Here is a 17,522-nt window from a genome sequence, read left to right on the forward strand (position 1 = left end):
CCGACGCTTTAATCGAGCTTCGTCTGATAGGAGCCGTCGCGCGCCATGGTCAGCAGCCGCGCGGCCGAGTCGCGCCAGCTCATCGGCGCGAGCGTCGACGGTCGCGGCCTCTCGATGAGCGCCTGGTCGAGGGCTTGGTCGAGGGCTTGGGCGAGGGCGTCGCTGTCCAGAAGCCGGAAATAGGTCGCGCTATCGCCGGCTGTCTCACGAAAAACAGGTATATCGCTGGCGATCACAGGCGTAGCGTAGCGCGCCGCTTCGACGATCGGGAGACCGAACCCTTCCGCCGCCGAAGCAAGGACCGTGGCGCGCGCATGGCGGTAGAGCAAGGCGAGATCGGCGTCGCTGGCGTCGGCGAGCCAGAACAGCCGCTTGCCAAATTCCGGATGCCGGACCATGCGCCGCTCGAAATGCCGCATCCCCCAGCCTCTCGCGCCGACGATGACGAGAGCGGCGTCGAGCCCGCGCGCCCAGAGTGTTTCCATGGCGTCGAGCGCGACGGGATGGCCTTTGCGCGGCTCGATGGTGCCGACGCTGAGGAAATAAGGCCGGCCGTGCGCGAGCCGTTGTGCGAGCCGCGAGGCCTCGCCGGTCTGCGAGCTGGAGAAGTCATCGCCGAGACGCCACCAGCCGATGGGATATCCTTTTCGCCCCTGGCCGCTCGTAACGAGATAGTCGCGCAGGCTTTCGGCTGTGGCGCGCGAATTCGCGATGACGCCGTCGCTTTGCAGCACGATCTGCTGCATCCACGCCTCGAAACGCTGCGCGACAGGCGGGCTGAAAGCCGCAGGATAGAGGATCGGCAGAATATCATGCAGGCAGACGATCGCCGCGCCGCCCTTCGCCTTTATCTGCTCGACGATCGGCGGATATTCGTCGAGGTGGTTCCAGCTCGCATCGAGCATGACGAAGACGTCGCCGTCTTCGATCGCGACTTTTTCCGGCGCCCGCGGATGGCTGTAATAGGCATGGAGCGCGCCCTCGTGGATCGCGACGGGAATGCAAAGCCCCAACTCGAAGCCGTGGCGCGCGATCTCGCGGACGACGCGCTGAATGCCGGTGTTCTTGCCGGAGCGCAGGGCGCTCGTCATGTCGAAGAGCATCCGCGGTCGCGTCGTCAACGTCTCGGGAAAAACGTCGGCTTCGGCGCGCGCCCAGTTTGGCGGGCCGCCGGGCGCATCGGCGTTGGGGAACAGCTTGGCGTGAAGGGTACCGAGCAGGCGGGAGACGGTCCAGTAAAGCTCCTGGATCTTCAGCCGGACAAACTTTTCGAGACCTTTGGCCTCGACCGCGGCCGCCTCTCGCCGCGCCACAGCGTCGAGGTAGGCGCGAATCCTTTCCGCATCATTGGATCGGCGCTCTTCGGCCAAGGTACGACATCTTTCCTAGCGCACAAGGTTGCGGCGGCATGAGTAGTCGACGCCGGCTACAAAGGGAAGCAAAAAGGCGCCCTCCCCCGCCTGCTGAACGTGGCTTGCCGCTCGGCGCCTGAACGGATTATCTTGCCCGGGCGCAGGCATGAACGCAGCCTTAGGCAAGCCGCCAGCAGAGCGGTCAACTCTCCACCCGGACCCTCAAGACGCAGCTGAATGGCGAACGAAAGACCCTGCCAGATCGAGATGATCCGCCACGCGCCGAAGCGGCCGATGACGGCGTTTTTTCGGTTCTTCAATTCCGAGGGCGAGTGCGTCCTGGCCTTCCCCTATCGCCTGCAAGACCGCGTCACTCATTTCAACGAAGTGATGATGGATCCGCGCCTGTCCGTGCAGGTCGACGCTGGCGAGGCCGACGCGCGGATTTCGGTGCGCGTGCGGCCTTGCGACAGTTATTATCAGTTTCGGCGCAAGCTTTCCCATTTCCTGGGCAACTTCCGCACAAAGCCCGCCCCGCCCAGGCCCGATCCCACGCGCATCGCTCCGTTCGTGGCCGAGGGAACGGCGACGTCGTCGGAAACGCCGCTCGTCAGCATCGTCATTCCGACACGCGATCGCGCGGCCCTGCTGGCCCGCGCCGTAGAGACGCTGTTCGAGAATGCGCGCTGGCCGAACAAGGAGCTCATCATCGTCGACAATGGCTCCGTCGAGACCGAGACGTTGGCGCTTTTCGATCGGCTTCGCGCGCGGCCGAACGTCACCATCCTGCGCCGTGACGAACCCTTCAATTTTGCCCGCCTCGTCAATGAAGGCGCGCGTGCGGCGCGTGGCGACGTGCTGGCCGTGCTCAACAATGACGTCGAAACCGACAACCCCGACTGGCTGGGGCCGCTCGTTCGGCTCGCAATCGACCCGCGCGTCGGCGTCGTTGGCGCGAAATTGCTGTATGAAGACGGAACCGTCCAGCACGCCGGCATTGTGCTGGGCATCCGCGGGCTCGTCGCCCACGCCGGATGCGGGCGCGACCCTGACGACCCGGGCCCCTACGCCATGTTGACCACGACGCGGCGGGTCTCGGCCGTCACAGGCGCTTGCCTTTTCACCCGCCGCGACGTCTTCGACGAGTTGGGAGGCTTCGACGAGGCCTTTGTCGTCGAGTTCAACGATGTCGATTATTGCCTGCGCGCCGGCGCGGCGGGTTATTCCGTCGTTTACGCCGCAGAGCCGGCCCTCATGCACAAGGAGGGCTCGACGCGGCAGGCGCGCCCGCTGCGGGAGCGGGAGGTTCTCGATCGCAGCCTCTTCGTGCGACGCTGGGGCCGCGCCCTCATCGACGATCCGTATTATCCGCCCGAGCTGACGCTGCGCGATGAGTCGCTGGCGCTGGCGGAGACGAAAAATGGCTAGCCTTCTAACAGCCGCCGACATCCGTTTCGCCGTCGCCCCTATGATGGAGTGGACGGATCGTCATTGTCGCTTCTTCCATCGCACCCTTACCCGGCGTGCGCGTCTCTATACGGAAATGCTGACGACCGGGGCCGTGATTCATGGCCAGCGCGACAGGCTCATGAGCTTCGACGCCTTCGAGCAGCCGGTCGCCTTTCAACTCGGCGGCTCGGATCCGGGCGAACTCGCGCGCGCCGCGAAAGTCGTGGAAGCCTTCGGCTATTGCGAGGTTAATCTCAACGTTGGCTGTCCCTCGGACCGGGTCCAGAACGGCGCCTTCGGCGCCTGCCTCATGCAGCGTCCCACCCTCGTCGCCGATTGCGTGAAGGCGATGAAAGACGCGGTCGCTCTGCCGGTCACCGTCAAGTGCCGCATCGGCGTCGACGATCAGGACCCCGAGCAAGCACTATTTGAAATGGCGGCGCGTTGCGTGGCCGCCGGCGCCGACGCCCTCGTCGTTCATGCGCGCAAGGCGTGGCTGCAGGGTCTGTCACCTAAGGAAAACCGCGACGTTCCGCCCCTCGATTATCCGCTCGTGCATCGCCTCAAGGCCGCCTTCCCGGCGACGCCGATCGCCATCAACGGCGGCATTGCGACGATTGCACAAATGCAGGAGCAGCTTCGAGTGATGGATGGCGTTATGGTCGGACGCGCCGCGTATCACGATCCCGCTCTCCTGCTCGAGATCGACCAGGCGCTCTTTGGCGCGCCGGCGCCGGTCAAGGACGGCTTCGCCGCCGTCGACGCCTTTCTGCCCTACGTCGAGCGCGAACTCGGCAAGGGCGAGAAGCTCTCCAATATCACGCGCCACATGCTTGGCCTCTTCGCGGGCCTGCCAGGCGCCCGCAGCTTCCGTCGGCGGCTGGCCCTCGACGCGGTCCGGCCTGGCGCGGGCGTGGAGGTTCTCATTGGGGCGGTCAGCGAAGTGACGCGCGCCATGGCCCGGCTTCGCGACGTTCATGCGGCGTGACGCTCACCGGGCCGACAGCGCCGTTAGCACGGCGATCTCCGCGACCTGCTGCGCAGCGCCGAGAACGTCGCCCGTATAACCGCCAATCTGCCGCTGCGCGAGTTTCGACACGACGACGGCGGCGCCGAAGGCGCCCATGATCGCCACGACGGTCTGCGCGAGCGACGCGCCGGCGAGCGCCGGCGTCACAGCGATCGCGGACCCCAGATAAAGGGCGACGCGCGTCGCCGCGGGGGACGGCGTCGCCGCGGAAGCCCCGGCGCCGTCTCCGCGGGCCGGACGCATCGTCACGAGCGGAATGAGACCGACGGCGCGCGACAGCGCCGACGCCGCAATGATCGAGACCGCCGCGAGAACGGCGCCCCGCTCGAACAGCGCGCCAATCGCGGCGACGCGGGCGAAGGTCGCCAGGCAAAGGGCCAAGCCGCCAAATGAGCCCAGCCGGCTGTCGCGCATGATCGCAAGCTTTTGATCCCGCGTTGCGCCGCCGCCGAAGCCGTCGGCGACATCCGCCAGACCGTCTTCGTGCAGCGCGCCCGTCGCCAGAGCCAGAGCGCCGACGGCGCCGACCCCCGCAACCGTCGCCGGCAGATGCAAGAGCGCCGCAGAAACGACGACGACTGAGCCAACCCCGCCGATCGCTGCGCCGGCCAAGGGCGTGGCCCAGCTCACGCGCGAGAAATCGGGCATGACATGCCCTTCCTTTCCCGCGCTCACAGGCAGACGGGAATAAAATCGCAGGCACGCGCGTATGTCATCGCCAATCGTGGGGGTCATGCCCTTTCATGGCCGAAGGCGGTAAAATTGTCGAGCGCCAGCGCCTCAATTCATGTGAACGATCTGAATGGCGGCGGGGGCCAGCACCACGAGCATCAGAACAGGAAGAAAGAAGATGATCATCGGCACTGTCAGTTTTGGCGGCAGAGCGGCCGCCGCCTTTTCGGCTTCCATCAAGCGGGCGTCGCGGCTTTCCTGAGCGGTTACGCGGAGCGCCTGCCCGAGCGGCGTTCCATACTTTTCCGCCTGGATCAGCACGGTCACGACCTGCTTGGCCGCGGCAAGGCCGGTTCGCGCCGCAAAATTATTGTAAGCCGTCCGCCGGTCCGGCAAATAACTCAACTCCGCCGTGGCCAGCGCAAACTCCTGCGCGAGCTCAATGGACTGAGAGCCAACTTCCTGCCCGACTTTTCGAAAGGCGGCTTCAATCGACATGCCGGCTTCCACGCAGATCAGCATCAGGTCGAGGGCGTCGGGAAACGCTCTCCGCATCGATTGTTGCCGCTTGGCAGTCACATTGCTCAAAAAGAGCTCGGGAGCCTTGATCCCGGCATATAACGCCGCCACGCAGGCCCCCGCCTCAGTCATGAACTCCGTGTCAGGATCGCCTAAAACATAGAAGTACAGGATCGCAGCGATCAAAAAGGCGATTGGCGAAACGGCTCGAAAAAACAGAAAGGCGATTTCGGCTTGCGGCCCACGATAGCCGGCCATGGCCAATCTGTCTCTGGCGTCCTCCGTGTTCAGCCACGTTGAAAGCGAAAAGCGCTCCACCACATCCTTCATATAGGCGTTGGCCTCCTGACGCAGCGCCTTCTGCGACCCGTTCTGCATCCGCCCGCCCTGGCGAAACTTCTCGCGCTCGCTCAGGACGCTCTTCCTACGCTTGGCGTAGTCGTCATTGGACGCGAAAAACAATCCTACCATTGCAAACATTGCGCTTACCGCGACCGCCGCCAGCACGCTTTTCAGGAACGACGGGTCGAATAGTTCATAGCGCATGGCGCCCTCCGCGCTCGCCCGTCAGAAGTCGAAATTGATCATTTTATGCATAATCGCCACGCCGATCCCCATCCACACCAAACCGCCGGCGAGGCATATCTGGCCCAGCGTCGTCGTGTAGAGCAAAGCCATGTAACTGGGATTGGTAAAAGTTACGGCGGCGCCGACGAGAAACGGCAGCGATCCAATGATGCCTGCGGAGGACTTGGCTTCGGCAGACATTGCTTTCACCTTCCCTTTCATCTTTTTCCGCTCGCGCAGAACCCGCGCCAGGTTTCCAAGCGCTTCCGAAAGATTGCCGCCAGCCTTCTGCTGGATATTGATGACGACCGCGAAAAAGGCCGTCTCTGATACTGGGACGCTCTCAGCCAAGCGCTCCACGGCCTCGCTCACCGTCATGCCGATCGTCTGCGCATCGACAATTCGCCTGAATTCACTGCGCACCGGCTCCTGGGCTTCCGTCGCAATCACACGCAGACAATCGGCGACCGGCAATCCGGCTTTGACTCCGCGAATGATCACGTCGAGCGCGTCCGGGAACAGCTCAATGAATTTCCCGGTTCTCCGCTTGGCCAGGAACGAAAGGAGCCAGCGGGGAAGCGCTAATCCGCCTGCAAGAAGCGATACGAGAGTAAAAATCTCGTTGCCGCCGCCCACGTAGACAACCAAACAGAAGAAGAGGCCAGCAACCGCCGATCCTAGATAAAAGACCTGCACGGACCAACCCAACCCCGCCTGCTCGATCTTCTGCTCGAGGGTAACTGACTTGTTCCGCTTCTTATCCTCGATCTCCTTCAAGCTTTCGCTGATGGCCTTGCGGCGCTTCGCCGGATCAATCCGAGCTTCCACTTTCCGCGCGGGCCCGCCGCTGATCAGCGCTGCTTGCCGCTTCTGCGCTTTCAATCCGCCAGAGATGTAGGGATAGAGAAGGCCGTACAGCGCGGCGCAACCGCGACCAAGAAAAGGACGGCGATTACGAGCTTTCGGTCCAACATGGCGTCCTACACGTCTTCGGGCTGGCGCGCCGCGTCGAGGGCTGCAACCAGCCGCTGTTCCTCGCCATAATAGCGCGCGCGTTCGATAAATTTCGGCCTGCTGATCCCCGTCGATCGATGTCGACCGATGAGCTTGCCATTGGCGTTCTCGCCGAGAATCTCATAAACGAAGAGATCCTGCATCGTTACGACGTCGCCTTCGGCGCCCAGAATCTCGGTGATGTGCGTCACCCGACGGGAACCGTCGCGCAGGCGCGTGGCCTGGATCACGATATCGACGGACGACACGATCATGTCGCGTATGGTTTTCGACGGCAACGAAAAGCCGCCCATTGTGATCATGGCCTCGAGGCGACCGAGCGCTTCGCGCGGCGAATTGGCGTGCAGCGTTCCCATGGATCCGTCATGGCCAGTGTTCATGGCCTGGAGAAGATCGAAGGCCTCCGGGCCGCGCACCTCGCCGACGATGATGCGCTCGGGACGCATGCGCAGACAGTTCTTGACGAGTTCCCGCATCGATACGGCGCCCTGCCCTTCAAGATTGGGCGGGCGAGTCTCCAGCCGCACGACATGCGGCTGCTGAAGCTGAAGCTCTGCCGCGTCTTCGCAGGTGATGACGCGCTCGTCTCCATCGATGTAGTTTGTCAGGCAATTCAGCAGCGTCGTCTTGCCCGACCCCGTCCCCCCGGAGATCAACACATTGCACCGCACGCGCCCGATGATCTTCAACACTTCGCCGCCCTCCGGCGAGATGGCGCCGAAGCGAATGAGCTGATCCAGCGTAAGCTTGTCTTTCTTGAACTTGCGGATCGTCAGCGCGGGGCCGTCAATTGCGAGCGGAGGCGCGATGACATTGACGCGTGAACCATCGAGCAGGCGCGCATCGCAGATGGGGGACGCGTCATCGACGCGACGACCGACCTGCGAGACGATTCTCTGGCAAATATTCATCAACTGCGCGTTGTCGCGAAAACGTATATTCGTCAGCTGGATTTTTCCCCCGACCTCGATGTAGGTCTTGAAGGCGCCGTTCACCATGATGTCGGCGATGTCGTCACGCGCCAGCAGTGGTTCGAGGGGACCATATCCCAGCACATCGTTGCAAATGTCTTCGAGCAGCTCCTCCTGCTCGGCAATGGACATGACAACATTCTTGATCGCAATGATTTCATTGACGATGTCGCGTATCTCGTCACGGGCGTTCTCCGTGTCGAGCTTGGAAAGCTGAGAGAGGTCGATGGCCTCGATGAGGGCGCCGAAAATTACGCTCTTGGTCGTATAATATTCTTCGGATTTCTTCGACTCCATTGGAGCCGCGACCGCCTCCGGCTCCTTGCTTGGGGCCGTTTGCAGGTTCGATGGCCCCTTTGTCGCTAGGACCGACGAAGCGGGCGGCTGAGCGCGCCCTGCTTCTTCGCCAACGATCGTACGCTTTCCAAACATTGGGCCCTATTCCCTACAATAACCGCCGATACCGCGGCTTCAACCCGCCTTCATGCGGCCGAGACGCTCCATAAGCGGCGCAAGCAAGGTTCTCTTGGCGCGGCGCCCGACCGATCGGCCCATCAACAATTGAGCGATGTCGTCAATTGTCTCGATAATCTTGGAATTCGCGTCGACTTCGGCGAGCATCTGTCCATTATTCGCGGCCGCTCCGAACAATCTGGGTTCGAAGGGAATCACCCCGAGCGGCTCGACCGCGACCGCCTTCGAAAACTCACCAAGCGAGATTTCCGGCCGACGCGGCACCCCGACCATATTGAGGATCAGCCTTGGCGAATGGTCGTTGAGGCGAGAAGCCCGCAGGGCGTCGAACAGCGTTTTGGCGTTGCGAAGATTTGTAAGGTCCGGCGAGGCGACGATCACAACCTCGTCCGCGGAAACGAGAAGGCGCCTCGTCCAACCGTTCCATTGGTGCGGCACATCGAGAACCGAACAAGGCACCGTCGCGCGCAAGACGTCGAGAGTCGTGTCGAACGCATGCTCGGAAAGATCGTAGGAGCGGTCCACCGTCGCGGGCGCCGAAAGGATGCTCAGCGTATCGCTGCATTTCGAGGAGAGACGGTCGATGAAATTTGCGTCGATGCGGTCCGGCGAATACACAGCGTCGACGATGCCTTGCGGCGGATCCTGATTGAAATCGAGTCCCACCGTGCCGAACGCAAGATCCAGATCGACGAGAACCGTCTGAAGAAGCAGTTGCCGGGAAATCGACCAGGCGAGGTTATGCGAGACGGTCGAAGCGCCGACGCCTCCTTTCGCGCCGGCGACCGCAATAACGCGGCCGAGCATTTCCCCGCTTGCATTATTATAAAGCGCCGAAACCTGCCTGATGAAGCCGATGATATTGAGCGGCGCGACGACATAGTCGCTCACGCCCCGAGCGATCAGGTCGCGATAGAGGCCAATGTCATTCTCGTGGCCGATGACCATTACTTTTGTTCCAGCGTCGCAGCATTCGGCAAGCTGCTCAAGCTGCTCGAAAAGGACGCCGCGGTCTGACGAAGACTCGAGAACAATGAGATTCGGCGTCGGTGATGTGCGATAGGCCTCAATGGCGGCGGGGATGCCTCCGATATGGACCTTTACATGGGCTTTCGCCATACGCCGATCTTTCGCAGCGTTCTCGATCATCTGCGCCACATCGGCCGAATCCAGAAAGCCCTGAACCGAAATCCGGGGAATGGGCGCAATATGGTTTGCGTGGTCGTTAACCGCTATCGACACTGCTGCACCCCGCCCTTAGCCGCCGACGCCGCTGATGCTCGCGCCATTGACGCGCCAGCTCGTGCTCGGATCGCTTCCTTGACGCAAGTTCTTGATCGCCCGCATTCGCATCTCGACGTCGGAAGGCGTTTCACCACGAGGATTCGCGAGGTCGCGCGGGTCTGCAACCTGAGCCGAAAGCGTCGCCTGGGTTGCGCAACCGAAGTTCCAATAGGTTTCATTCTGCCAGCCGGCGGTGCTGGTTCCGGACGCCAGATCCTCCGGCCACTCGCCGCAGCGATTTGAGACCTTCGCCTTCAAGGACTGGAAGGAGAGGCGAATAGGCGCGGCCAGCTTCGGGTCGACGACCGGGTATGCGCCTGTCACGACAACCCCTCCGAGCCCCGCCGAAGCAAGCGCGCGCTTCACAACGTCGACGCTACCCGCTGCAACATTCGCCGAGGAACTCCCCGTAGGGACCATCACGCTGATCCGGCCGTGGCCGAATTCCTTGTAGCGGGAGATGAAATCCCGAAGACGCCCCAGGCTTTCCGAATCCAGACGACCGCCCTCCACGTATGGGAAGAGATCGAGAACCTGCGGCGCCTCCGTGAGCACGATCGGATGACGGTCACGGTAATCATAAGGCGTGACGGGCGGCGGCAACGCGTGAGGCGCCGCGCAGCCTCCGAACACGACGAATGTCGTCAGCGCGAGCAGGCTGCGCGCTCGCAATCGACGTGGCGTGATTTTCGCTGACCTTGAGCACATGAGCATGGTTCCCCGTCAGGCGCGTCAGTCGTGAATAAAGCCGACGCGGCCCTTGAATTTTTGCATCATCTGCGGATTGTTCCGCGTCGAATAAATGCGGTTGACCCGGCCCAGCAGCCAACCCTGGGGATCCGAGGCGTCGACGAATCCATCGTCTGGGCGAGTGATTTCCTGTTGCGAAAGCGGTCGAGCGATGTAGGGCGTGACGACCACGAGCAACTCGCTTTCGTTTCGCTGATAGTCGCGGGAGCGAAATAGCGCGCCGAGGATCGGCAGATTGAGCAGGCCCGGAAGTCCGTTGATCGCCTGGGCGCTGGTTTGCCGAAGCAGGCCGGCCGTCGCAATCGACGCGCCGGAGGGCAGTTCGACTGTCGTCTCGTTCTTTCGCGACTTGAAACCCGGGACTGTGATGTTGTTGTAGGAAAAGCTTGCCTGAAGATCCACTTCAGTGACCTCCGTCGCCAAACGCATCGAGATACGCCCCTCGGAAAGGACCGTTGGGACGAAATTCAAGGAGACGCCGTAGGGCTTGAAGGTGATGCCTGGCGTACAGACAGGCGTCGCTCCACTCGACGAAAACGTACACGCCCCCGATCCCGGCACGGCGATTTCGCCGCCGACCACCATTTTGGCCTGCTCGCCGGAAACCGCCGTTAGCGTCGGTTCGGCGAGAATGCGCGTAACGCCGTAGCGTTCGAACGCCTTCAGCGTCGCCTTCGTATTGTTCTGGCCATTGATCGTGAGCGCAGACGCGGACATCGTCGGATTGACCCCGAACGGGTTCTCCGACACGAATTTGCCCCACCCGCCATTGAGCAGAGTGTCCCCTTGCGCCTGCGCGGAAATTCCGAGCTGCTTGATGACTCTGCGGTCAATTTCCGCGACTGTTACCTTAAGCGTTACCTGTTCCTGTCCACGGATCACGAGCGCATTAATGACGTTTCCACCTGCATCGCCAACGGGCGCCCCCGCCACACCCGCGACGGCGCTCATCGCCCGCGAAGAGAAACCCTTTGCGATGTCGACCGCGCGCTGTGCTTCTCCCGCCGAAGCGACCGAACCCGTCAGAATTATAACGTCGTTCACCGTTCGAGCGGTGATATCGGAGCGTGGTAGAGCCGCCTTCAGAAGGGGCATTAATTCGCCCACGTCACGGCCGATGCTGATCTCCAGATTAGCGACCTGCCGGCCGCTCGAATCCAGCCCGATAATCGTCGTCTGGCCAGATTCGCCGCCGATCACGTAAATCTTGCGCGCGGTCCGAACGACCGCGTCGGCGATCTTTGGATTGCCCACGACCAATTCCGAGACGTCCCTGGGAAGGTCAATGATCAACGACTTGCCGGCGCCCATGGAAATCCGGCGTGACAGCATCGGGCCGCTTCCTGACTCGACGGGCGTCCGCTCGATGACTTGCGACGCGGCGACGCCGATGGCGCCGAGGGTCATTGTCGAGACGGCGACGCCGCGCAGGATCTGCCTTATGAACTTCATCGTCGGCCCTGTAGTAAGAAAGGTCATCGGATTGGATCGTTCACCTTGCGCGGAGCTTCGAGGGCAAGCCGCGCCTGACCAAGGTTAGACCTTCGTCCTTCGTGTCTTCCTGCCGCTGCGGATCGTCTTCCCCCGCTTTTTTCTGAGCGTCGACGATCGGTCGCAGCATCAACGTCAGCAGCCCGCCGCGCTGTGCGACCAAGATGAATTCAGCTTGGTTCGGATCGAGTTCCAACGTCGCGGTGGACCCCGTGGCGGTCGACTCGGACCCCTTCTTTTCGACGGTTTGGCCGATCGCCAACACCCGCACATTCGCCAAGAGCAACTCAGAGGCGTAGACCTCGCGACCCTCCTCCCGTGAGGCGTCCGCGTCGCGATAGATACGCAGCACGTCGACGTGATCATTGGGAAGTATGAAACCGCCCGCGGTGCTGTTCAGCGAAACGTCGATCGCGACCGCTCGCATGCCTGGACCGAGCATTGTCGACATGAGTCCAGTCGCAGCGCCTTTGACCAATCGTTCCCTGCGAACCGGGTCGCCCGTCATCATGGGAACGCGAACGTATGACGACGTCACATCCTGGATGGCGTTGGGACTGCCGCTTTTCGTGATTGCGCCCGCCGGGACCGAAGCCTTCGGCCATTCCGCCCAGGAGATATCCGCTTCAACAATCTCGGCGCCGTACGTCAGATCGCGCGTCGCAACCAGCACCTGCTCGACCGTCGGCGCCGGGGGCTGGAACGCAGGCACAGGCGCCTGCGGATTGTCGCCGCTCATCATCATGAACGCCGCGCCTCCGGCGACGAGCGAGATACCGAGAACGACAATTTGTGACCTGTTCATCGCGAATGCTTTCAAACCTGGCAAGCTCGAGCGTTGCAGGCATTTCACCAGCGATGTGTCAAATTACAGTTAACCAGACGTTGCTTGACGGAGGGATATCGCAACCTCTCGCCAGCAAAGGAGATCTTGCTCGCGATACTCGGCCGCAGCCGTCGCGCCGCCTATCGAATTGCGGGAACTTCGACTTCATCTGCAATTGAAACGAGAGTTTGAGTCGATTCGACTCAGAGGCCGGCCAGACCGCGCCAAATTGTGCTGTAGGGGTAGAGGAGAACGCCAGCGGTCCCGAGCGCCACTCCATAAGGCATGTGGTTCGACGCCTTATCAGCGACACGCGCAAGCAAGCGGTACGATGATGCGCGGTCGGCATGATCGTACCAGCGGATCGTCATGATCGATAGCGCGACAGCGCCGCCGATGATCGAAAATACCAAGAGATACTCGAGCAGATTTTCGATCCCCAGCCAGAGCGCGGTTGCGGATGCGAGCTTGGCGTCTCCGCCGCCGATGTACCGCATTTCAAACAGAATGAATGTGATCGCCAGAACGACGAGACCGCAGGCGACATGCATCGCGACCAAGGCCCAGGGCGTTCCCAGCCAGGCGGAAAACGCCAGATAGCTGACTGCAAGAATGAGCGAAACGAGATTAGGGATCGTCAATGTCAGAAGATCGGAGAAAATGGCGAAAGCCATCAAGCCGGGGAAAACGACAAGCGCGAGGTTTTGCATATTCGTGCGATCCTTGCGTAAAGCTCGGGGATGGCGCCGACGCGGCCTTTGTCATAAAGACGCTTGCGAGCCGACGACTCGAGTTGATGCATTGAACGCTGCAAGAGCGAGAAGTCTAAAGACAAGCGGCCCCGTTTCCGGGGCCGCCATGCGTTCCCGCGATCCGCGGGGCGATTAAAGATTGCCCTGAACGTTGTTGAAGGTCGCAGACAGCTTCGTGCCGAGATTTCTGGTCACTGCGATCACGGCGACGCCGATCAACGAGGCGATCAGACCATATTCGATCGCGGTGGCCCCAGACTCGTCCTTCAGGAAACGCGCAAGAAAAGTCTTCATGATTCTGCTCCGAACTAAGTTGACAATCGCCGGACCGGCTCCGTTACTTCGGTTTTCGGCGAACAGGCATAAGCTGGGCCGTGAACCCTTTCGAACTGGTTGATAAACGCCGGCCATGGAGGATTTTTGCTTCGAGAAGGATGATTCAATCCTGGATTGCGCTGTACAACAAATGCGACAGGCGACAATTGAAATGTAACTAAGGTCTTTTCCTCTTTTGCAATCTTGGCAAATGCAGTGATTGATGGCGATTTCGTTTCAGGAATCATTCACGTTTCATTGTTTCATTCCTGATGACTTCGCTGAATGCAGGCGCGCTCGCGCCGCGTTCAGTTTCTCAAGAACACGCGGCCGAAATTGAGGCTAAGGTGGCTTACATGACACTGTGTTTTCCTCACTTGCGCGCGGCTGTCGTCGTCGCGTCGACGGCGTGTGTGATTCATGGGGCCGCCGCTGAGGAGCGAACCATAAAAATTGACATCGAGCGCGCGCGGATCGTCAAGCTCCCCGAGGGCGCGCAAACGCTCATCATCGGCAACCCGCTCATTGCCGACGTCACGATGCTGAAGGCCAATCAGCTGATGGTGATTACCGGCAAGAGTTTTGGATCGACGAATTTAATCGTGCTCGATAAAGACGGGGCGCAGGTTGGAGAGTCCGTCGTCACTGTGACGCCAGCCGAAAACAAGGTCGTCGTGCAGCGTGGCCTCCATCGCGAGTCTCTGTCCTGCCAGCCACATTGCGCCCCTGCCGTCGATCTTGCCGATGATATGCAATATATGAGTAACGTCATTGGGGCTGCGAAAGCTTACGAGGCGGCGACGTCGGGGCGCAAATAAGTTCATCGCCGCAGCAGCGCGCCATCAATGCCGCGGCCTCTTGCCAGTAGAGACAATAGCGAAACAGAAACACGCGTGCGCGATTCTTTCGGATGACGCCGGCAAGCGACTCGGGACTGGTGACATGATTGGCGATAAATACCGACCTGCTGTGTTCCAGATCGTTCAGTGGCGAAAGGAGCGCGTCGCCGCGTTCATCTCGGACGATCGGGGCTATGGCGTCATCGAGTTCGCAATTGTCTCAGTGCCTTTCCTCGGCCTCCTTCTGGGCATTTTTGGAATCGGTGAACAATATCTCCGGCTGGCGCAGTTGCAGAACGCCGCAGACACAGCTGCTCGGATGATTATGACCAGCACGGCCACTGGCGCAATGAGCCATGGCGACTTCATCAAGAATTATGTCTGCACCTGGAAGTCCAAGGGGACCGTCGATCCAGGCACGCTGAGCCGGATGTTCGATTGCGACACCGTCTACGCCTTGGTAGATCGTATCTACAGTTATTCGAACCCCATTGCCGTTCCCAACCCAGCAACTCTTTCGTATTCCGTCGCCTGGGCCATGCAGCCGGGCCAAATTGGCTTTGTTCGCGTCTATTACCCAGCCAGCCGCTTGAGTATTTTTGGAAGCCTGGCTCCGACCTACCTTGCTGAAGGGAAATTCGTGCCGCTCCTTAGCGCAGTAGCCGTTTTCCGTGTCGAGGCGCAGTTTTGATGAATGCGTCCCAGATTGGCGCTGAACAGACGGGGTGGAAGAGGCAAAGCGATGAAAAAAGCCGGCGTCAATTCAGCCTTCGTCCGCGACAATCGGGGCGGCATCGCCTTCGAATTCGCCTTGATCTTGCCGGTGATGCTGTCCGTCATCTTGGGGCTCGTGGAAATCTCCCGCTTGCTCAATGCGAAAAAGAAGGTGGAGCTCATCGCCCATGCGATGGCGGACCTCGTGGCGCAGAAGACGGATGGGGGAGACTATCCCGGACAGGCTGGCCTCAACGACGATGACATCCTTCAGATATACGCCGCCGCGAAGACCCTGTTGGCGCCCCTGCCGCCGGACAAGCTGAGAATTGGTGTTTCTGAAGTGAGAATTCGACGGCAATCGTCCACGCCGTCAGGCATCACGAATTGGGTCATGCGCTTGAATAGCCCGGCCGCGGATCAAACAAAATACTGTGCTGTCGTAGGCGGGGGCGGGATAAAATGGTTGGCGCCTTCGGAGGCGTCTCCGAGCATGTATATTCCCGATATCAGAGGAGCCTCCGATAGCAATTTGGACATATGGATCGTCATCGCAGACGTCTCTTACAGCTACTCGCCGGGATATAGTTTTGCGGCGTTCTCCTGGAAAAATGCGCCGAGCTGGACCTGGCGGGTATCCAGCTATGCGCCGGTCCGAAACACTTATTCCGATCCAGACATCCAGTACAAAGTCACAAACGCGGCGTCAGGCGAGAAATGCAGCGATCCCGGCACGTGAAGGCATAGATGTCTTCGCGTCCCCGGGTCCGCGCGCCGATGCTGGGCGCCTCCGCGCCCCGCGTAACGGTTGTCGCCTTCAGATCGTCTGATTATACGCGCCCACCTCTGGGTTCTCGCGCAGAATAGCGTCGATCGCGACGAACATCTCGCGCATGCGCTCTTCGGAAGCAGGGCTCTCGACCACGACCACGAGTTCGGGCTTGTTGGAAGAGGCGCGCACCAGGCCCCACGTGCCGTCGGCGACGGTGACGCGCACGCCATTCACCGTCACGACGTCGCGGATCGCCTGACCGATCAGCGCATCGCCGCGCGCCTTCATCCCGTCGATGCGGGCGGTGACTTTCTTCACCACGTCATACTTCTTTTCGTCGTCGCAATGTGGCGACATGGTCGGCGAGCCCCAGGTTTTCGGCAGCTCCCCATAAAGGTCCGCCATTGTCTTTCCGGGGTTGCGGTCGAGCATTTCGAGAATATGCACGGCGGTCAGCAGACCGTCGTCATAGCCGCGGCCGATCGGCGCGTTGAAGAAGAAATGGCCGGACTTCTCGAAGCCCGCGAGCGCGCCCAAATCATTGACCCGGCGCTTGATGTAACTGTGGCCGGTCTTCCAATACTCCGTATGCACATGCCGCGAAACGAGCTCCGGGTCCGTTGCGAAAAGCCCGGTCGATTTTACGTCGACGACAAATTTTGCGCCCGGATAGACCTTCGAGAGATCGCGCGCGAGCATCACGCCGATCTTGTCGGCGAAAATCTCTTCGCCGTGATTATCGACGACGCCGCAGCGATCGCCGTCGCCGTCGAAGCCCAGCCCCACGTCGGCGCCGGTCTCGCGCACTTTATCTGCAATTGCGTGCAGCATATGCAGGTCTTCGGGGTTGGGGTTGTAGCGGGGAAACGTGTAATCGGGCTCGACGTCGAGTGGGATGACTTCGCAGCCCAGCCGCTCGAGCATGTTCGGCGCGAAGGCGCCAGCCGTGCCATTGCCGCAGGCGGCGACAACCTTCATCTTGCGCGAGAAGGCGGGCCTGCGCGTGAGGTCGTCGAGATAGCGCGCGCCGAAATTCTCGATGTAGCGATAGGCGCCGCCGCCCGCCTCCCGGAATTTGCCGGAGAGAACGATCTCCTTCAAGCGGCTCATCTCTTCGGGCCCGAAGGTCACGGGACGCTGCGCGCCCATCTTCACGCCTGTCCAGCCATTGTCGTTATGCGAAGCCGTGACCATGGCGACCGCCGGCGCGTCGAGTTCGAACTGAGCGAAATAAGCCATGGGCGAAAGCGCGAGTCCAATGTCCCGCACGCGCACGCCCGAGGCCATCAACCCCGCGATCAGCGTGAGCTTGATAGAGGCGGAATAGGAGCGGTAATCATGGCCGGTGACGATGTCGGGCGCCACGCCCATTTCGTGAATCAGCGTGCCGAGCCCCATGCCGAGCGCCTGCACGCCCATCAAATTGAGTTCGGGACCAAAGAGCCAGCGGGCGTCATACTCACGGAAGCCCGTCGGCTTCACTAGCGGCTTCTGCTCATATTCAAATGTATTGGGCGTGAGGGCGGAAACAGGCTTGGGCAGCATGGGATGTCCTTGGCGCTCGAAATGGCGCCCGTCGTTTACACCGTCGCGCGCGACACGGCAAAACGTTCCCCGCCTCAACTCCGCAACCGAGGAGTTGCTTCGATGTTCCGCGCTCCGGACATTGGGGGGAGGCCACGCTGCCCTCGCGCCTCCCCCCTGTCTCCAGAGACATGGCGATCTTGTTCG

18 protein-coding genes are annotated in these 17,522 nt (G+C 61.2%); 5 read left to right on the plus strand and 13 right to left on the minus strand.

The annotated features are described in order from the left end of the window. Nucleotides 1-8: 8 nt before the first annotated feature. On the minus strand, nt 9-1,370 hold the full coding sequence (locus tag RVU70_RS17990) for a glycosyltransferase family 1 protein (RefSeq protein WP_363348789.1): 1,362 nt from the start codon (nt 1,368-1,370) through the stop codon (nt 9-11). A 219-nt stretch (nt 1,371-1,589) separates the two neighbouring features. Here RVU70_RS17990 and RVU70_RS17995 point away from each other — a divergent pair, with 219 nt between their 5' ends. After that, nucleotides 1,590-2,780: a glycosyltransferase family 2 protein gene (locus RVU70_RS17995; protein ID WP_363348791.1), complete on the plus strand. Its 1,191-nt coding sequence runs from the start codon at nt 1,590-1,592 to the stop codon at nt 2,778-2,780. Next, the gene (gene dusA, locus RVU70_RS18000; RefSeq protein WP_363348793.1) at nt 2,773-3,789 is read left to right on the plus strand and encodes a tRNA dihydrouridine(20/20a) synthase DusA; all 1,017 of its coding nucleotides are present in this window, start codon (nt 2,773-2,775) and stop codon (nt 3,787-3,789) included. The genes RVU70_RS17995 and dusA overlap by 8 nt, the downstream gene beginning before the upstream one ends. Nucleotides 3,790-3,792: 3 nt before the next feature. Here the strand turns inward: dusA and cobS are convergent, their stop codons facing one another. From cobS to RVU70_RS18055, 11 genes are all read right to left on the minus strand, one after another. Beyond that, a complete protein-coding gene (gene cobS, locus RVU70_RS18005) occupies nt 3,793-4,566 on the minus strand; it encodes an adenosylcobinamide-GDP ribazoletransferase (RefSeq protein ID WP_363348795.1) in 774 nt (257 codons plus the stop codon). A 45-nt stretch (nt 4,567-4,611) separates the two neighbouring features. Further along, complete coding sequence (locus tag RVU70_RS18010; RefSeq protein ID WP_405044887.1) at nt 4,612-5,280, minus strand: type II secretion system F family protein; 669 nt, start codon at nt 5,278-5,280, stop codon at nt 4,612-4,614. Between the two features lie 309 nt (nt 5,281-5,589). Then, a complete protein-coding gene (locus tag RVU70_RS18015) occupies nt 5,590-6,471 on the minus strand; it encodes a type II secretion system F family protein (protein WP_363348799.1) in 882 nt (293 codons plus the stop codon). Nucleotides 6,472-6,569: 98 nt separating this feature from the next. Then, a complete protein-coding gene (locus tag RVU70_RS18020) occupies nt 6,570-8,006 on the minus strand; it encodes a CpaF family protein (RefSeq protein ID WP_363348801.1) in 1,437 nt (478 codons plus the stop codon). Nucleotides 8,007-8,045: 39 nt separating this feature from the next. Then, entirely contained in the window at nt 8,046-9,290 is a 1,245-nt protein-coding gene (locus tag RVU70_RS18025) for an AAA family ATPase (RefSeq protein ID WP_363348803.1), read from the minus strand. A 15-nt stretch (nt 9,291-9,305) separates the two neighbouring features. Then, nucleotides 9,306-10,004 carry a CpaD family pilus assembly protein gene (locus tag RVU70_RS18030; RefSeq protein ID WP_363348805.1) on the minus strand — a complete coding sequence of 233 codons (699 nt, stop codon included), beginning with the start codon at nt 10,002-10,004 and terminating at the stop codon, nt 9,306-9,308. A gap of 60 nt (nt 10,005-10,064) precedes the next feature. Beyond that, on the minus strand, nt 10,065-11,561 hold the full coding sequence (locus RVU70_RS18035; RefSeq protein WP_363348807.1) for a type II and III secretion system protein family protein: 1,497 nt from the start codon (nt 11,559-11,561) through the stop codon (nt 10,065-10,067). 13 nt (nt 11,562-11,574) lie between these two features. Beyond that, complete coding sequence (cpaB, locus tag RVU70_RS18040; RefSeq protein WP_363348809.1) at nt 11,575-12,378, minus strand: Flp pilus assembly protein CpaB; 804 nt, start codon at nt 12,376-12,378, stop codon at nt 11,575-11,577. 224 nt (nt 12,379-12,602) lie between these two features. Further along, nucleotides 12,603-13,109, minus strand: coding sequence for a prepilin peptidase (locus RVU70_RS18045; protein ID WP_363348811.1), 507 nt, complete (start codon nt 13,107-13,109; stop codon nt 12,603-12,605). Between the two features lie 174 nt (nt 13,110-13,283). Further along, nucleotides 13,284-13,445: a Flp family type IVb pilin gene (locus tag RVU70_RS18050; RefSeq protein WP_363348813.1), complete on the minus strand. Its 162-nt coding sequence runs from the start codon at nt 13,443-13,445 to the stop codon at nt 13,284-13,286. A 14-nt stretch (nt 13,446-13,459) separates the two neighbouring features. Then, a complete protein-coding gene (locus RVU70_RS18055; RefSeq protein WP_363348815.1) occupies nt 13,460-13,714 on the minus strand; it encodes a hypothetical protein in 255 nt (84 codons plus the stop codon). A gap of 24 nt (nt 13,715-13,738) precedes the next feature. On the opposite strand from RVU70_RS18055, the gene RVU70_RS18060 reads away from it, so the two are divergent. The 3 genes from RVU70_RS18060 to RVU70_RS18070 all read left to right on the plus strand — a co-directional run bounded on the left by RVU70_RS18060 (nt 13,739) and on the right by RVU70_RS18070 (nt 15,758). Next, nucleotides 13,739-14,284, plus strand: a complete 546-nt coding sequence (locus RVU70_RS18060) for a pilus assembly protein N-terminal domain-containing protein (protein ID WP_363348817.1) — start codon at nt 13,739-13,741, stop codon at nt 14,282-14,284. Nucleotides 14,285-14,408: 124 nt separating this feature from the next. Further along, nucleotides 14,409-14,996, plus strand: a complete 588-nt coding sequence (locus RVU70_RS18065; RefSeq protein WP_363348819.1) for a TadE/TadG family type IV pilus assembly protein — start codon at nt 14,409-14,411, stop codon at nt 14,994-14,996. Nucleotides 14,997-15,047: 51 nt separating this feature from the next. Next, nucleotides 15,048-15,758, plus strand: a complete 711-nt coding sequence (locus tag RVU70_RS18070; RefSeq protein WP_363348821.1) for a TadE/TadG family type IV pilus assembly protein — start codon at nt 15,048-15,050, stop codon at nt 15,756-15,758. Between the two features lie 78 nt (nt 15,759-15,836). On the opposite strand, the gene RVU70_RS18075 is transcribed toward RVU70_RS18070, so the two are convergent. After that, nucleotides 15,837-17,336 carry a phosphomannomutase/phosphoglucomutase gene (locus RVU70_RS18075; RefSeq protein ID WP_363348823.1) on the minus strand — a complete coding sequence of 500 codons (1,500 nt, stop codon included), beginning with the start codon at nt 17,334-17,336 and terminating at the stop codon, nt 15,837-15,839. Nucleotides 17,337-17,522 lie beyond the last annotated feature (186 nt).

It is taken from the genome of Methylocystis echinoides, from assembly GCF_040687965.1.
Lineage (GTDB): Bacteria > Pseudomonadota > Alphaproteobacteria > Rhizobiales > Beijerinckiaceae > Methylocystis > Methylocystis echinoides_A.

Coding starts and splice junctions, on each gene's coding strand:
- RVU70_RS18050 (WP_363348813.1), bottom strand. CDS start 13,445: ATGAAGACTTTTCTTGCGCGTTTCCTGAAGGACGAGTCTGGGGCCACC.
- RVU70_RS17995 (WP_363348791.1), top strand. CDS start 1,590: ATGGCGAACGAAAGACCCTGCCAGATCGAGATGATCCGCCACGCGCCG.
- RVU70_RS18070 (WP_363348821.1), top strand. CDS start 15,048: ATGAAAAAAGCCGGCGTCAATTCAGCCTTCGTCCGCGACAATCGGGGC.
- RVU70_RS18035 (WP_363348807.1), bottom strand. CDS start 11,561: ATGACCTTTCTTACTACAGGGCCGACGATGAAGTTCATAAGGCAGATC.
- dusA (WP_363348793.1), top strand. CDS start 2,773: ATGGCTAGCCTTCTAACAGCCGCCGACATCCGTTTCGCCGTCGCCCCT.
- RVU70_RS18060 (WP_363348817.1), top strand. CDS start 13,739: ATGACTTCGCTGAATGCAGGCGCGCTCGCGCCGCGTTCAGTTTCTCAA.
- RVU70_RS18065 (WP_363348819.1), top strand. CDS start 14,409: ATGATTGGCGATAAATACCGACCTGCTGTGTTCCAGATCGTTCAGTGG.
- RVU70_RS18045 (WP_363348811.1), bottom strand. CDS start 13,109: ATGCAAAACCTCGCGCTTGTCGTTTTCCCCGGCTTGATGGCTTTCGCC.
- cpaB (WP_363348809.1), bottom strand. CDS start 12,378: ATGAACAGGTCACAAATTGTCGTTCTCGGTATCTCGCTCGTCGCCGGA.
- RVU70_RS18075 (WP_363348823.1), bottom strand. CDS start 17,336: ATGCTGCCCAAGCCTGTTTCCGCCCTCACGCCCAATACATTTGAATAT.
- RVU70_RS18020 (WP_363348801.1), bottom strand. CDS start 8,006: ATGTTTGGAAAGCGTACGATCGTTGGCGAAGAAGCAGGGCGCGCTCAG.
- cobS (WP_363348795.1), bottom strand. CDS start 4,566: ATGACCCCCACGATTGGCGATGACATACGCGCGTGCCTGCGATTTTAT.
- RVU70_RS18055 (WP_363348815.1), bottom strand. CDS start 13,714: ATGATTCCTGAAACGAAATCGCCATCAATCACTGCATTTGCCAAGATT.
- RVU70_RS18010 (WP_405044887.1), bottom strand. CDS start 5,280: ATGGCCGGCTATCGTGGGCCGCAAGCCGAAATCGCCTTTCTGTTTTTT.